The organism is Endozoicomonas elysicola, assembly GCF_000710775.1.
GTDB lineage: Bacteria > Pseudomonadota > Gammaproteobacteria > Pseudomonadales > Endozoicomonadaceae > Endozoicomonas > Endozoicomonas elysicola.
The window spans coordinates 3,159,664-3,175,098 of the sequence record NZ_JOJP01000001.1; the positions used below are offsets into that span (position 1 = coordinate 3,159,664).

Annotated in this window: 15 protein-coding genes and 4 tRNA genes; 13 read left to right on the forward strand and 6 right to left on the reverse strand. The window is 44.9% G+C overall.

The window, feature by feature from the left end:
* Positions 1–52: 52 nt before the first annotated feature.
* Together GV64_RS13545 and aat are read right to left on the reverse strand one after the other, a co-directional pair.
* Positions 53–760 (reverse strand): arginyltransferase, encoded by a 708-nt coding sequence (locus GV64_RS13545; protein ID WP_020583464.1) that lies wholly within the window; start codon positions 758–760, stop codon positions 53–55.
* Entirely contained in the window at positions 760–1,476 is a 717-nt protein-coding gene (gene aat, locus GV64_RS13550; RefSeq protein WP_020583465.1) for a leucyl/phenylalanyl-tRNA--protein transferase, read from the reverse strand. Before aat ends, GV64_RS13545 begins: the two co-directional genes overlap by 1 nt.
* 384 nt (positions 1,477–1,860) lie before the next feature.
* On the opposite strand from aat, the gene GV64_RS13555 reads away from it, so the two are divergent.
* Both GV64_RS13555 and GV64_RS13560 read left to right on the forward strand, forming a co-directional pair.
* Positions 1,861–2,256 carry a hypothetical protein gene (locus GV64_RS13555; RefSeq protein ID WP_020583466.1) on the forward strand — a complete coding sequence of 132 codons (396 nt, stop codon included), beginning with the start codon at positions 1,861–1,863 and terminating at the stop codon, positions 2,254–2,256.
* 242 nt (positions 2,257–2,498) lie between these two features.
* Positions 2,499–2,777 carry a 4a-hydroxytetrahydrobiopterin dehydratase gene (locus tag GV64_RS13560; protein WP_020583467.1) on the forward strand — a complete coding sequence of 93 codons (279 nt, stop codon included), beginning with the start codon at positions 2,499–2,501 and terminating at the stop codon, positions 2,775–2,777.
* A gap of 466 nt (positions 2,778–3,243) precedes the next feature.
* Here the strand turns inward: GV64_RS13560 and GV64_RS13570 are convergent, their stop codons facing one another.
* Positions 3,244–4,182, reverse strand: a complete 939-nt coding sequence (locus GV64_RS13570) for a YiiX/YebB-like N1pC/P60 family cysteine hydrolase (RefSeq protein ID WP_020583469.1) — start codon at positions 4,180–4,182, stop codon at positions 3,244–3,246.
* 199 nt (positions 4,183–4,381) lie between these two features.
* On the opposite strand from GV64_RS13570, the gene GV64_RS13575 reads away from it, so the two are divergent.
* Positions 4,382–4,957 carry a DUF1285 domain-containing protein gene (locus tag GV64_RS13575; protein ID WP_026258389.1) on the forward strand — a complete coding sequence of 192 codons (576 nt, stop codon included), beginning with the start codon at positions 4,382–4,384 and terminating at the stop codon, positions 4,955–4,957.
* A 48-nt stretch (positions 4,958–5,005) separates the two neighbouring features.
* Here the strand turns inward: GV64_RS13575 and GV64_RS13580 are convergent, their stop codons facing one another.
* Positions 5,006–6,664 (reverse strand): electron transfer flavoprotein-ubiquinone oxidoreductase, encoded by a 1,659-nt coding sequence (locus tag GV64_RS13580; RefSeq protein ID WP_020583471.1) that lies wholly within the window; start codon positions 6,662–6,664, stop codon positions 5,006–5,008.
* A 436-nt stretch (positions 6,665–7,100) separates the two neighbouring features.
* Here GV64_RS13580 and GV64_RS13585 point away from each other — a divergent pair, with 436 nt between their 5' ends.
* The 10 genes from GV64_RS13585 to GV64_RS13630 all read left to right on the forward strand — a co-directional run bounded on the left by GV64_RS13585 (position 7,101) and on the right by GV64_RS13630 (position 13,470).
* Positions 7,101–7,850, forward strand: a complete 750-nt coding sequence (locus tag GV64_RS13585; protein WP_020583472.1) for an electron transfer flavoprotein subunit beta/FixA family protein — start codon at positions 7,101–7,103, stop codon at positions 7,848–7,850.
* A complete protein-coding gene (locus GV64_RS13590) occupies positions 7,850–8,779 on the forward strand; it encodes an electron transfer flavoprotein subunit alpha/FixB family protein (RefSeq protein ID WP_020583473.1) in 930 nt (309 codons plus the stop codon). The genes GV64_RS13585 and GV64_RS13590 overlap by 1 nt, the downstream gene beginning before the upstream one ends.
* A gap of 195 nt (positions 8,780–8,974) precedes the next feature.
* Positions 8,975–9,619: a UvrY/SirA/GacA family response regulator transcription factor gene (gene uvrY, locus GV64_RS13595; protein ID WP_020583474.1), complete on the forward strand. Its 645-nt coding sequence runs from the start codon at positions 8,975–8,977 to the stop codon at positions 9,617–9,619.
* A 209-nt stretch (positions 9,620–9,828) separates the two neighbouring features.
* Positions 9,829–11,673, forward strand: coding sequence for an excinuclease ABC subunit UvrC (uvrC, locus tag GV64_RS13600; protein WP_020583475.1), 1,845 nt, complete (start codon positions 9,829–9,831; stop codon positions 11,671–11,673).
* 65 nt (positions 11,674–11,738) lie between these two features.
* On the forward strand, positions 11,739–12,302 hold the full coding sequence (gene pgsA / locus GV64_RS13605; RefSeq protein ID WP_026258390.1) for a CDP-diacylglycerol--glycerol-3-phosphate 3-phosphatidyltransferase: 564 nt from the start codon (positions 11,739–11,741) through the stop codon (positions 12,300–12,302).
* A gap of 99 nt (positions 12,303–12,401) precedes the next feature.
* Positions 12,402–12,477: transfer RNA gene (locus GV64_RS13610), tRNA-Gly, on the forward strand.
* 6 nt (positions 12,478–12,483) lie between these two features.
* Positions 12,484–12,557, forward strand: a tRNA-Cys gene (locus GV64_RS13615).
* Positions 12,558–12,618: 61 nt separating this feature from the next.
* Positions 12,619–12,705, forward strand: a tRNA-Leu gene (locus GV64_RS13620).
* Positions 12,706–12,740: 35 nt separating this feature from the next.
* Positions 12,741–12,814: transfer RNA gene (locus GV64_RS13625), tRNA-Cys, on the forward strand.
* A 179-nt stretch (positions 12,815–12,993) separates the two neighbouring features.
* Positions 12,994–13,470, forward strand: coding sequence for a nuclear transport factor 2 family protein (locus GV64_RS13630; RefSeq protein ID WP_020583477.1), 477 nt, complete (start codon positions 12,994–12,996; stop codon positions 13,468–13,470).
* A gap of 92 nt (positions 13,471–13,562) precedes the next feature.
* Here GV64_RS13630 and GV64_RS13635 read toward each other — a convergent pair whose 3' ends face one another.
* The gene (locus GV64_RS13635) at positions 13,563–14,384 is read right to left on the reverse strand and encodes a hypothetical protein (RefSeq protein ID WP_152554058.1); all 822 of its coding nucleotides are present in this window, start codon (positions 14,382–14,384) and stop codon (positions 13,563–13,565) included.
* A 136-nt stretch (positions 14,385–14,520) separates the two neighbouring features.
* Positions 14,521–15,138 (reverse strand): protein DA1, encoded by a 618-nt coding sequence (locus GV64_RS25905; RefSeq protein WP_020583479.1) that lies wholly within the window; start codon positions 15,136–15,138, stop codon positions 14,521–14,523.
* Between the last annotated feature and the right edge of the window lie 297 nt (positions 15,139–15,435).

Consider the following 15,435-nt stretch of genomic DNA (forward strand, 5'->3'; position numbering starts at 1 on the left):
ATTCTGCCTGAAAATAATTTGTAAAGCAAAGCACCCTTGATCTGCAAGAGAATTATTTCAATTGCCTCCACTCCTGACTGATATAAAGTTCAACAGGACGGTACTCAATTTTGTAATTCATTTTCTGACAGTTTCGGATCCAATAGCCAAGCTGGAGATAGGGTAATCCCAGCTTTTTCGCTTCCTGAATGAGCCATAAAATACAATATTTTCCAAGGCTGCGCTGCGAGAAATCAGGGTCGTAAAAGGTATAGATAGCCGAAAGGCTAGTTTTCAGGTGGTCTACGACAGATACTGCCAGTAGCTGTCCTTTAAGTCGGAATTCATAGAATGAAGTAAACGGGGGGCTCTCCACCAAGAATGGTGAGTATTGCTCAACAGATGCAGGATACATGTCACCATCCTGATGGCATTGGTTGATGTAGCGCTCATACAGCTGATAATGCTCATCCTGGTAACTTGCTGGCACCCGATCCACCATCAGGCTCAAATTTCTGTTCCAGGTCTTTCGCTGTGTTCTTCGCATCATAAAGAGTTTAACCGGTATTCTTGCCGGTATACATGCTTTGCAATGACTGCAGTGTGGCCGGTATATGTGTTGCCCGCTTCTTCGAAATCCTAACTCAGCAAGATCGCTGCATAACTGTTGATCAAGTAAAATCTCGGGATCCATGAATAATGTGGTTGCCTGCTCCTCTGGCAGATAACTGCACTCATGGGGTTGTGTGGCATAAAATTTCAGATCTTTGTACTGGCTCATTATTGATGGTCATTCCATTGCCATTCCTGTTTCCAGTTTGCACAGGAAGACATCTCTGAGCAATACCGTTTGAGATAATCAGAAAATTGATTTCTGGGCATCAACCAGGCTCCCATTGATTCAAGGTGAGCCGAATGAATCTGGCAATCGACTAACTCAAACTGCCATCTGGAAAGCTGGTCTGACAGTGCGGCCATGGCAATCTTTGAAGTGTTGTTTTCGATGCTGAACATGGATTCAGCATAAAAGATCTTACCCAGAGCAACGCCGTAGAGACCTCCAACCAATTTGCCTGTCTGCCAGATCTCAACAGAGTGGGCATAGCCGGCATTATGTAATGCTAAATAGGCATTAATCATATCGGTGGTAATCCAGGTGCCTTCCGAGTCTCGGCGAATAGCTGCACAGCCATGCATCACTGCGGGAAAATCATAATCAAAGGTAACCTGATAAATGTTCTTTCGAAGCAGCTTTCTCAGGGATCGAGAAATATGAAGCTCCCCTGGGGTGAAAACCATTCTTGGTGATGGAGACCACCACAGGATCGGATCACCATCGTTAAACCAGGGAAAAATGCCCCGCTGATAGGCCATGACCAACGTATTCACTTGCAGGTTCCCCCCAACAGCCAATAAGCCCTCTGGTTTCTCAAGCGCATAATCCAAAGGAGGGAATTCAGTAACATTTTCAGGCAAGAAGGTAATTGTGTCTCGCATTATTCCAAGCACTTGTTTAGAGCGTTATTTTCATAAAGTACAATACATCATTAACTCATACCTGCAATGAGGTTATCCTATAATACTGGCTGATCATATGGCTTTTCGCGCCGGCTATATTGTCATCTGGCAACATCGGATTTGGAATTGGGCGATTATGCCCGCAATAATTTTCGGAATTTTCCAGTCAGAGCTTTTCATATCCTGTTTTATGTATTAGAATCCGCCACCTAGTCTACTGATATTCTGCTATTTACCAGCCGCTTAATGAAGAATAACTCATATCTTCTTAATTTTTCTCTCGCTTCAGTGCGTAAACGTCGCGCTGGTAGAAGCTTTTTATTTTTTCCTATCCAATAAAACTCCCCGGAGGTAATCGAATCTATGGGTACCCTGAGCATGGGCGGAAGTATTGATACAAGCAATGAAATGGATATCATTGAACAGCAACGCCTGGCAGCTCTTATTGAAATTACAGAGCAGCACAATCGGGAAGTAAGTCAGCTCAAATCTCGCCTGGAAACTGCTGAGAAGAAAGCTGAAAAATCCGCTGCCCAGCTGAAAAATATGGAAAATGAGCTGAAAGACCTGAGAGCTAGCAATCCTGACCGAATGAAGAAGCAAATCAAGCGTCTTCAAGAGCAGAATCGTACGCTCACTGGTGAAAACAGCGGCCTGAAGAGCAAACAAAAGCAGCTTACTCAGCAGCTGAACACAGCGACTCAAGAGCTTGAGCAATTGAAGTCTGAAGAAGCTGAAGCAGAAACTGAGAAGGCATAATTCTATTAAGCTGAATTAGCAGTTCAGTAGGCATCCGGTAACTACTCAATCCCGTGCGTTGGGCTGTTACCGGTAGGCAAGCTGCAGGACATCTTTGTGCTGCTGGCTATGACATAATTCAGATAACCGCACATCCGCATGGCCAGACATTCCACATACCTGCATTTCTGATGCTAACCCCGTATATTTGAATTAGACTGTTTTTCTGTCTTTATTCAATAATCAATACTAGGAGTGCAAGTATGAGTGAGTGGATTTCCTGTCAATATGACAATATTGATCACATTGAAAAAACCTTTGTATTTAAGAAATACTCTCGTGCCCTGGCATTTTGTAATGCCATTGCTTGCCTTGCCGAAGCACACATCCATCACCCTCGCATTGTGATTGAGTGGGGAAGGGTTTCTGTGGCCTGGGGAACCCATCAGTCAGATGAGGGAAGTGGTGTGCTTGCTATTGATAAAGCATTGGCTCAGCGTTGTGATGCACTGTATGAACAGCTTAATCTCCCTCTCTCCTGACATCTTGTTCGTGCAGCCCAGACACAGCCCCCTCGGGTTGCACTCGACTTGAAGAGTATTCAACTGCTGTACTAAGCAGAGCACTCACCTATCAATAGTATTCAGTTCTTGGTTATTCCATACGTTGCAAAACAGTATTCTATCTCTGCCAGAGAGAGTAGCTCAGCCCTTATGCTCCGGTTTATGGATGATTAAATGGAAAAAAACAGCGCAAAACTCTAATTCTTTTAACGCATCTTATTATTATGAAAAGGTCTTAAAATTCAATGGACGTATTCTGATTCTGAATCATACTTATCATGCTGATTTGATCGACTTCCCCCTACGATTGAATCAGCCTAGGTCAGAAATGACCTTGGTACTTGGATTGTGTACCTATGTTTCACTCCTAATGGTCTTAGCCCGTGTCTTCTTCCCCCAGAAGCGCGGGTTTCTTTTTGCCTGACCATCAGGCTTTTTACCTCATTTAATGCGTTGATATTGGACCACTCTCACCACCATCCTTCTTATTATCGGCTAGAAAGAACGAGGAGTCTTGCAGACTTTCATCATCAACAGAGCTTTCTTTTTGCAACTGCCGGATTTGCTTGGAAGACATATAGAAGTCAGCCTCTTTTCCTTCGAGCACTCCATGCCCATGCCATGGCAGCAGACGATAATCTGCGTGATGACCGTAATCCAGAAATGGATACTTTATGATCTGAAAGTAGGGGGAGTAATCAAAGTCACTAGGGGTGCAGAGTTTTGGGTTTCGCTGAAAAAGCTGAACACCCGACTCACCATCATGTTTAACTAATGGCAGTATCGGAAAATGGATAAAGCTAAAAGCTTCAGCAATCATTGTGGAGCAGACTGTTTTGGTTTCCTGGCCCGGAGAATGCTGAAACAGTGAAGAGCCAAGACGTCTTGGAAGAAAAGAGTAGGGGAAGAAAAATCTGGCTAAATCAAGAATTTGCCGGACGTTGTAATCCATGCCTAACCTGCTGATCGCATAATGCACCACTTTCTGACTATCACTGTAGCTGATACCTTTAGGCCGGCAGATTCGTAAATGTTCTCCTTTGTAGCTATTCAGTGGTTGAATGGCTGTGCCTACCCCCAACTCACTTTCTATGACCAGCTGTTCATCAGGAGACCCACCATAAGATTTGCTGACAATCTGCCGGACCCTATCATCCTCAATATCATGAAGTCGACCAATATAAAGCATTGCATGAGACCATGGGCTTTGAGTTGTCTGCTTAATCACCTGACTGACCCTGGAACGCCCTTCAACCAAGAGGACATCGCAGGGCTTAACTTCATGGCGTATACGTTGGAAATCGCATAGTGGGCTGTCTTTTTCCTGAGTATTGCGACTCAGCCAGTCAGTCAGATATCCCGCAACCATTTTGAAAAGTTCCATGCTCCAACCCTGGACCCAATATTTATTCCTTTATGTTAGCATTTGTGATGGTTACGATTATAAATAGAGATATTATTGACAGCTTTTCATGTGTTTTAGCACTTACTCTGGCAGCACACTGAAAAACACCAAAAAATTGATATTTCCTTATTGTTCGAAATAGTGGATAAGCCAATCATTGCCAATGGGAGAAGTCATTGTGAGCAAACCATCCAAGCCAGGTGACATTGCCTCAAACCTGCAATTCCTTAAGAAAAAACAGGGCTTGCCTCCCATTCATAGTTGGAACCCTCCATTCTGTGGTGATATCGATATGCGAATCAGTAGAGATGGCCAATGGCATTATAATGGCTCACCTATTGGCAGAGAGGCGATGGTAAAGCTGTTTGCATCGGTATTAAGGCGTGATGATGATGACTGCTATTATCTGGTGACCCCGGTTGAGAAGGTTAGAATTCAGGTAGATGATGCTCCATTTGTCATTGTTCGAGCAGAAATAATAGATGGTGATCATGGCAAGCAGTACCTGTTTACCACCAATATTGGAGACAAAGTAGCTTTGGATAAGGGGCATCCGCTGGTTATGATGGAGGACTCTCTGACAAAGGAGCCAGCCCCCTACATTCGAGTCAGGGATCAGCTTAATGCCTTGATAAATAGAAATGTCTTTTATCAGTTGGTGGAAGAGTCTGAAGAGATTCCTGTAGAAGGGGGGGTAGATCTTGTTATCACCAGTCAGGGAGGGCAATACTCACTTGGACGTGTTCTGAAGTGAGAAGAGGGAGGGTGATTAACCACCCTCCGGATAGAAAACAATAGCGGGCTACATATTTGGATAATTTGGGCCGCCAGCTCCCTCAGGTGCCACCCAAGTGATATTTTGAGCCGGATCTTTGATATCGCAAGTCTTGCAGTGAACACAGTTCTGACTGTTTATCTGGAACTTGTCTTCACCACTATTCTCATCAACCACGATCTCGTACACACCTGCAGGGCAATATCTTTGTGCTGGTTCATCATAAACAGGCAGATTCTGTTTTAGAGGAATAGTCTCATCTGTCAGCTTCAAGTGACAGGGCTGATCTTCTTCATGATTGGTGTTTGAAAGAAATACGGAGCTCAAACGGTCGAATGTCAGAACACCATCAGGCTTTGGATAGCTAATAGGGCTGCACTGTGCTGCTGGTTTTAACTGCGCATAATCTGGTGTTTTGTCATGCAAAGTAAAAGGCAGTTTTCCGTTGAAAATATTGATGTCAGTAAAAGCGAAGGCTGCGCCAAAGATATTACCAAACTTGTGCATGGCAGGACCAAAGTTGCGCTGCTGGTGCAGTTCCTTATAAAGCCAGGATGCCTTAAATGCTTCATTGAACGACTCAAGTCTGTCACCACCCTCAGATCCGCTGCTAACGGCTTTAAAGACCTCTTCTGCAGCAATAATCCCTGACTTCATGGCTGTATGAGAGCCTTTGATTTTCGCACCATTCATCGTCCCGGCATCACAGCCAATCAAAAGTCCACCCGGGAACGTCATTTCTGGCAATGACTGGGGGCCGCCCTTTGCAAGGGCTCTTGCACCATAAGAGACACGCTTGCCACCTTCCAGATATTGCTTGATAACAGGACTCTTCTTGAATCGCTGAAACTCTTCAAAAGGACTCAAATGGGGGTTGGAATAACTTAGATCCGTAATAAGACCCAAAACGACCTGGTTATTCTCAAGGTGATACAGGAAGCCTCCACCGGTGGATCCGCTTTCAGCCAGCGGCCAGCCAGCCGTGTGAACCACAAGCCCCTGCTGATGTTTTTCTGGGGGTATATCCCAAAGTTCTTTAATGCCAATACCGTAATGCTGAGGGTCGCGACCTTCATCCAGGTTAAAACGATTGATAAGCTCTTTACCTAAATGCCCCCGACACCCTTCAGAAAATAAAGTGTATTTCGCATGCAGCTCCATGCCTGGCATATAGCTGTCTTTCTCTTCTCCAGAGGCTGAAACCCCCATATCCCCGGTAGCAATACCCTTAACACTGCCATCATCATTAAACAAAACTTCCTGGGCAGCAAAGCCGGGGAAAATTTCGACACCTAGACCTTCTGCCTGCTCAGCAAGCCAGCGGGTAAGGTTGCCAAGGCTGATAATATAATTACCTTCATTGTGCATTGTTTTAGGCACAAATAGATTAGGTACTTTTATGGATTTCTCTTCTGAACGAAGAACATAAATATCATCAGAGGAGACCTGGGTATTCAGTGGCGCACCTTGCTCTTTCCAGTCTGGAAACAGCTCATTCAGTGCGGATGGCTCAAAAACGGCACCTGACAGGATATGAGCACCCACTTCTGAGCCTTTTTCAACAACACAAACACTGACCTCTTTACCCTGTTCCTGAGACAATTGCATCAAGCGACAGGCGGCCGACAAGCCGGAAGGGCCTGCACCCACGATAACGACATCAAATGCCATGGATTCGCGTTCCATGATGAGCTTCCTCCCTGTCGGAGTGTTATTCTATAAAAGAAATAATTCAAACAAGTGTTTGAATTTGTTTGGCATTATACTCAGTGTTTCCCTGAATGGCCAATATATCAGTAGCTATTAATACCTATAAACGAAATTTTCTGCCTGATACTAACCGGTGAAGCAGATAACGCTATAGACATGAAGCTCAGACAAACAGGTGTATCCCGGCTGAATGATAGTATCAGACAAGTGTCTTTCAGGGGATCGTTTGTATGAACTAGTTGGAACATACGTTTGAACCCTTATTGACGTACTGGTAGACTGCGCTTGCGCAGATGTGTGAACACAGGTTGCTGAATGAAAATAAAATCTGTCTGGTTCCCAAACCGGTTGTTCGTTATCTGTTCGATAATTCAAGATCAAGCCAATAACGAGAAGGGAAGGCTGCGAACTCATGAAAATATTAGTAGCCGTCAAAAGAGTCATTGACTATAACGTCAAGGTTCGTGTGAAGACGGATAACACTGACGTCGATCTCACCAACGTCAAGATGGCAATCAACCCTTTCTGTGAAATTGCTGTTGAAGAAGCAGTAAGACTCAAAGAGAAAGGTGTCGCTACAGAAATCGTTGCTGTATCCCTTGGACCCAAGGAGTGCCAGGAACAGATACGAACAGCGCTGGCTCTTGGTGCTGACCGTGGCATTCAGGTTCAGACTGATGACCCTCTGGGCTCCCTCTCAGTCGCTAAATTACTTAAGGCGATTGTGGATGAGGAGAAACCGGATCTGGTTCTTCTGGGTAAGCAGTCCATAGACAGTGATAATGGTCAGACCGGACAGATGCTTGCAGCTCTGGCGGGCATGTCACAGGGAACTTATGCATCAGAAGTCAATGTTGACAGCGGTAAAGTCAGCGTGACTCGAGAAGTTGATGGCGGTTTGCAGACCGTCAGTCTTAATCTGCCAGCAGTAGTTACTACGGATTTGCGTCTCAATGAGCCCCGTTATGCTTCACTGCCCAACATAATGAAAGCTAAGCGTAAACCTCTGGATGTAAAATCACCAGAAGACCTGGGTATTTCAGTGTCGTCTACTTTAACAACTATCAAGGTAGAGCCACCTGCAGAACGCCAGGCTGGTATCAAGGTGGCCAGCGTGGATGAGCTGGTAGAAAAATTAAAAAATGAGGCGAAGGTGATTTAATGGCCATATTAGTCGTTGCCGATCATGATAATGGCACACTTGCACCTGCAACCCTGAATACCGTAGCCGCTGCTACAGCAATTGGAGGTGATATTCATCTTCTGGTTGCTGGCTCAGGTTGCGGCAGTGTTGTAGAGCAGGCTTCTGCCGTATCCGGTGTTTCCAAAGTTCTCCATGCTGATAACCCGGCACTCGAAAATCGGCTTGCAGAAAATGTCAGTCTGCTGGTTGCTGAACTGGGCAAGGATTATTCCCATATTCTGGCATCTACCTCAACCGATGCCAGAAACACGATGCCTCGTGTAGCTGCCATGCTGGATGTGGATCAGATATCTGACATTATCAGTGTAGTGAGTGAAGATACTTTCTCACGTCCTATTTATGCTGGTAATGCTATTGCGACTGTTCAGTCCAATGCTTCCATTAAAGTGATTACTGTCCGCAGTACTGGCTTTGATCCTGTTGCCTCCGAAGGTGGTTCAGCAGCAGTTGAAGCGGTTGCCAGCAATCACGACGCAGGCATATCCAGCTTTGTCAGCGAAGAGCTTGCTCAGTCTGACCGTCCCGAACTAACCGCTGCAGACATCATCGTATCCGGCGGTCGTGGTATGGGTAACGGTGAAAACTTTGAGTTACTCTATAAGGTGGCGGATAAGCTGGGGGCTGCTGTTGGCGCTTCCAGGGCAGCCGTTGATGCTGGCTATGTACCTAACGACATGCAAGTTGGGCAGACCGGCAAGATTGTTGCGCCTAACCTATATGTTGCAGTTGGTATTTCCGGAGCAATTCAGCACCTCGCAGGCATGAAGGACAGCAAGGTTATTGTTGCCATCAACAAGGATGAAGAAGCCCCTATTTTTCAGGTGGCGGATTACGGCCTTGTCGCTGATCTGTTTGAAGCGGTCCCAGAGCTTGAAGGTAAGCTCTGATCAGCAATAAAAGACAGTATTCTTTTTTATAAATAGAAATACCACTTTCCAGTAAAGTGGTATTTTTTATTATGAAAATGCTGCTCTTTAAAATTAATCGTCTTCTGTCTTTTTTCTGTCTGGGGGTTTCCAGACTCAAAAACTCTGTGCATAATCGTTCACAATAAAATTATAAGAAACGTACCGGAGTATATTGTGATACGAGTTCTGGTTGCGGATGATCATGATTTGGTGAGAACAGGCATCTCACGCATGCTGGCGGACATTGAAGGCATTGAAATTGTTGCCCAGGCCGTCAGTGGTGAAGAGGCCATCAGTCTGTATCGAGAATTCACCCCGGACGTCACATTGATGGATGTCAGGATGCCCGGCATCGGGGGGCTCGAAGCAACACGAAAAATCTGCCAGATTAATCCCCATGCGAAAGTAATCGCTGTTACGGTTTGTATGGATGATCCATTCCCTACAAAACTGATCGAAGCGGGTGCATCGGGCTATGTTACGAAAAGCTCAAATATTACTGAAATGGTATCAGCTATCAGAACTGTTTTTTCGGGTAAAAAATACATATCCCCTGAAATTGCCCAGCAAATGGCCCTGAAGTCCATACAGCCCGATAGTGCCTCGCCCTTCAGTCAGCTGTCACACCGGGAAATGCAGATAGCTCTGATGATCGTTAATTGTGAAAAAGTTCAAACCATCTCAGACAAACTCTGCCTTAGCCCAAAGACAGTCAACAGTTATCGTTATCGTTTGTTTGAAAAGTTGAACATCGCCAGTGATGTAGAGCTGACACATCTAGCCATTCGTCATGAGCTCGTCGATACCCTCGCCGAATAAAGTGCAGATAGAACCGTGTGCAATGAAACTGATTTTTCATTGCCTACTTCTAAAAAGCCTTGTTACTGTTTTCTCCTCATTTCAGCACCTCGCATTGCTCAGGCCGGTAAATTAACGTTATTCGGTTTAAATCCATTCAAGATTGTTCGTTTCCAGCCCCTCTGAAGATATAATTCACAGGCGGTTTGATAAGCTTCTTTTGGTGTTTCATGGCAGATAGTGAAGGAAATAAAACATTTGATCACAAGGCTTTTCTGGAAAAGGCTTCGAGCCGTCCAGGTGTCTATGATATGCGTGATCAAAAGGGTAAAACGCTTTATATCGGTAAAGCCAAGAACCTCAAAAATCGTCTATCCAGCTATTTCAGAGCGACGGGCCTCACGACAAAGACAATGGCACTGGTCAGCAAAATTGCCGATATCCAGCTAACGATCACTCATACCGAAACCGAAGCGCTCCTTCTGGAGCAGAATCTTATCAAGGACAGGAAGCCGCCTTACAACATATTGTTGAGAGATGATAAGTCCTATCCTTATATTTACATATCGGGTGATAGCGACTTTCCCAGGATGGACTCTTGCAGAGGCCGCAAACGTCAGAAGGGACATTACTATGGCCCATACCCCAGTGGAGGCGCGGTAAGAGAGAGTCTCCACCTGCTCCAGAAGATTTTTAAAGTCCGCCAGTGCTCAGACAGCTATTTCAGAAACCGTACCAGACCCTGCCTTCAGTATCAGATTGACCGCTGCAAAGCGCCTTGCGTTGGGTTGGTAACGCAAGAAGAATATCGACAGGATATTTCAGACACTCAGCAGTTTCTTGAAGGTAAAAGCCAGCAACTGATTCGGTCTCTGATCAAGCGTATGGAAACTGCGGCTGAAGAACTTGATTTTGAAGAAGCCGCTGCAGTTCGTGACAAGATTAATCATCTCAGAGCAGTTCAGGAGCAGCAGTCTGTTACAAAATCGGCCGGTGATATCGACGTTATCGGTTTTGCACAAATTGCTGGCAACAGTTGCTTTGATGTTCTTTTTGTTCGATCCGGGAGAGTGCTTGGCCATAAATACTATTTTCCTGACTTTAAGATTGAAGCAGCGTCTGCTGATCACCTTGAAGACTTTATGGCACAGTTTTATGTTCGACTGTTTGCAAGTCGTGACCTACCGGATGAAATTGTAGTGCCATTTGAACTCCCGGGAGCAGATACAATTGAGAATGCAATCACCAGCGTTTCCGGGAAGAAAATTAAAATTAAGAGCAAAGTCCGTTCTGACAGATATGACTGGCTCAGCCTTGCCAATAAGAACGCACAGCAAAACCTTGAAAGTCATTTGGCCAGCAAAAGTCATCTGGCCAAGCGCTTCTCTCAACTTCAAGGGCTAATGGGTATTGATGACCCAATACTGCGCATGGAGTGCTTTGATATCAGCCATACCATGGGCGAAGCCACTGTTGCATCCTGCGTTGTTTTTGGGCCTGAAGGACCAATTAACAGTGAGTACAGAAGGTTTAATATTGCAGATATAGAGCCAGGTGATGATTATGCCGCTATGGCGGCTGCTCTTGATAAACGTTACCGAAAGCTTGCCCTGAACCCAGAGGGGGAGGGTGTAAAGCCCGACCTGATTGTCATTGATGGAGGGAAAGGCCAGTTGAGCAAGGCTTCTGAGGTTATGTCTCAGCTCAATCTTGCAATCCCATTACTTGGTGTTGCGAAAGGTGTAACCCGAAAAGCAGGTCTTGAAACACTTTTATATAAGAGCAAAGAGCTCAACCCTGCTGGTCATGAGGCAGCACTGCTTTTAATACAGCAAATCAGGGATGAAGCGCACCGGTTTGCAATTACGGGACACCGACAACGCCGTCAGAAGGCAAGAAAGCGCTCGATTCTTGAAGATATCCCGGGGATAGGCGGCAAAAGGCGTTCTGCGCTACTAAAGTTCTTTGGTGGCCGCGAGGGTGTGAGCAATGCAACCGTTGATGAATTAAAAAAAGTTGAAGGCATTAGCCTTAAACTGGCACAACAGATACATGATTATTTACATAATGACTAGCACCGGGGAGCAGTACTGTGTACCGTATGCCCCAAAGAATCTCCTGCTTTGATTTCTGGCTTTTTATGAACGTCCCAAATTTTCTAACACTAACACGAATAGTTCTGGTTCCTTTTCTTGTCATCATATTTTATCTCCCCTTTGAGTGGAGTTATCTTGCCTGCGCAGGAATATTTGCATTTGCTGCTGCAACGGATTGGCTTGATGGCTACCTTGCCCGGCGCCTCAATCAAACAACCCCTTTTGGGGCCTTCTTTGATCCAGTGGCTGATAAAATCATGGTTGCAACGGCGTTGTGCTTGTTGATTGATGAATTTCGAGCATTCTGGGTTACTGTGCCAGCATTGATCATTATTGGCCGTGAGATCGTTATATCTGCGCTCAGAGAGTGGATGGCTGAACTGGGTAAGCGAACCAGTGTAGCGGTGAGTATGATCGGTAAGGCAAAAACAATGGCCCAAATGGCAGCAATCACTTTGTTACTGTTATCACCGGTACCGGTTGACTCGTGGATTGGTTTCCTCGGCATTCTGCTGCTTTATCTTTCTGCAATTCTGACACTATGGTCCATGTATATTTACCTCAAAGCAGCCTGGCCAGACCTTTCTCCATTCAACAAGCCTGACTGATGTGACGGAAAGCGGTTGACATCAAAACAAAAAAACCTACAATACGCTTCGTGTTCGGGCGCTGACAGGAAGTTAGCCAAAGTCGTCTAGCACGAGATTGCGGGAATAGCTCAGTTGGTAGAGCGCAACCTTGCCAAGGTTGAGGTCGCGAGTTCGAACCTCGTTTCCCGCTCCAGTTTGTGGCGAGTTAGCAAAGCGGTTATGCAGTGGACTGCAACTCCATTTAGACCGGTTCGACTCCGGTACTCGCCTCCAGAATAAAATTGCAGGCCTAAGCCTGTTTTTTTATGGTTTTACTCTGTACTATTCAAGTACTGCCCGAGTGGTGAAATTGGTAGACACAAGGGACTTAAAATCCCTCGATCGCAAGATCGTGCCGGTTCGAGTCCGGCCTCGGGCACCATCCTTTTATATTTTTAACTGTTTATTTGAAAACAGGGCGAGTTAGCAAAGCGGTTATGCAGTGGACTGCAACTCCATTTAGACCGGTTCGACTCCGGTACTCGCCTCCATTTCTTTAACACATACTCCCTTCTTTTTTTCTGCTAAATAAAACTTGGCTAAATTTGTTTTTCCTATGCAACTGAATCAATAGTCATAACTATTGAGGGTAAGGTAGAATGCTACCTCAAAATGCAGGTTGAAGATCTCAACTTTCATTTGGAAAACCAGTCAATAAAGGAAAATAATAATGCTTGACCTGGTCGCTATTGAGCAAATTAAACAGCTAAAATCCCGATATTTCCGCTTTCTGGATACTGCAGACATTGATGGTCTTAAGACAGTGTTTACTGAAGATGCAGGAATACACTACAGAAGCCCAAGTTATGAGTTCAAAAAAAATGGCTGGACTGAGCTGGCTGATTTTTTCCTTGAGTGTTTCACCAAAACCAAGTTTGGGATCCATACCGGCCATCACCCCGAGATCTCCGTTGATGGTGATCAAGCGAAGGGGGTCTGGTACTTACATGATAAATTTGTGAATCTTGATGAGGGCATCACATTTGAGGGGAGTGCTATCTATCAAGACAGGTATGTTCGCGAGCATGGTGAATGGAAAATTTCATTTTCTGAGTATGATCGTTTGTTTGAGGAAATTACCAAGCGAAACGCCGATATGATAGTCACCTCAAAGCCGGTAAATAAAAAAATTGTAATAACTGATTAAAAGATTTTGATGCCAAAAAACACTTCTCTCGAACAGCTGGTGAGCGAAGTGTTTTTACTAACATGAATTCAGCTGCTAGCAGGCAGTCGTAGCTACTCAGATAAAGCTGGAAATTTAGACCGGTTATGAGGAATTAAAATATAGGAACTCGTAAAGTATTCAGCTGAAATTTGGTTGATACCCCATGCATCAGCATAAAGCTCTGAATTTCTAATATAGAAGGGTATTGCTTCACCACTAACTATACTTGCATTCACATGCCCCAGCTGCGCAGGGCTGCATACAGACTTCGTAACATGTAACCTGGACTCCTCTATCTCATCTTCTGAATTATAAACAATCACATCAAAGTCTATTGGATGGCTTGATGGATATAGTCGGTAATATTCCAGGTAAGCCTGTACGGGTCTTATTTGTAGCGTCCTCGCGTTTCGCTGCTCTTTTGGCTGGTACGAATTACCTTCCCCCTTTGCAAACTGGAACTGATTAACAATACTGCCGCTAGCAATATAAACCTCCTTAATTAGCCAGCCATCCTGGGCTTGAATTTCCAATGCGCCACAGAAGCCGTCAAATGTAGAAAATGCAGAAGCTAGCGACCTGATAACGGTTGCGCCATGCTTGAAATAATTCAGCGGCCAGATAACTTCCAAGCCAAGAGCAAGCGCAGAATCCATACTACCAGTGCCAGACGGTTGCTGCCTGCCAGATCTATAGGAATTTTTTTGCACCGCTTGCGTGCTCTCTATGCTGCCAGTATTGATGCTTGTTCTTGATGCTGCTTCTATTTCACTTGCGTTTACGAGCATGATATCCGAGAAGGATATAGCTGATACAAGAAATAGTACGATATAACAAAAACTGTTTTTTGATGACAGTAATGTGCTGCAGAGGTTGATCTTTGAGAAAGTCATAGCCAACGGTCTTGAGGTTTAATAATCACATTGGACAATAACTTTATTTTGAAGTTCGTAACCGATAGTGCTGTTGTATGAATTCTCGCCAAATCATTGTTTGTTGAGAGCAAGATGATGAAGGTGTAAACCGTCTTTAGCTGTAAAAAAAAGAGCTCCAGCGTCCCGGGAATTTTTTCTTCTCCTTGATAAACTCAAGAAGTGACGTAAGCGGCATATACTTCAGCGATTCTTTTGCTTCTCGAAATCCATCCCCATAAATAGGATCAGTACTAAGCTCTATTTGCTTTCTCCTGAACTCAGCATCTTTGGTGTCAAGATTTTTCAGCCAGATATACTCCATTAGAACGCACATCCCTTCTTCAACATTCAGTGGTAAATTCTCGTAGTAATTGTAAAAAAACCAAGCATGGGTGAGCTCATGAATCATTACTGTGCGAAAATGCTCTTCTGGCAAATTGATTTGAATCAGGATGCAGTCAAAGTTTCTCGCTAGAACCCGGCCTTTCTGGTGGGTTATCGTGGTACGGGTAACGCCCAGAATGGGGTGATTCTCATGAAAGTCGTGATGACTGGCATCATTTAATTCATCCCGAGCGCATAGTTTGACCGGAGTTTGTGTCGAGTTGAGCTTTAGTCCAACTGATGCCAGTGCTGAGCGCATTTCTGCAGCAATGCTGTCCGCACGTTCCTGAGAGGAAACGCCATTCAGGCTACACCGGTTGCATATAACAACACCATCCGGGTATTGCATGCCGCCATCAGTAAGATTTGCACACACAAGCCGACTACAACTAGAACACTCTGGATGATTTTCGTGCTGATTGCAAAAAGCATTACCCCAAAAATCAATATAATAATTTGGAGTTAGCGGATTTCTACATACCGAACAGAGTGGGGCAGTCTGCTTCTGGGCGCAGACTGGATGCCATGGCATTCTATCAACTTCAACATAATTTCCTTTTACAGGCTTTCTACAGCCGGGGCACTTGAGGCAGTCAGGATGAAAAGCCCGATTTCTGAATACAACAAACGCCTTTCCTCCAAAGGG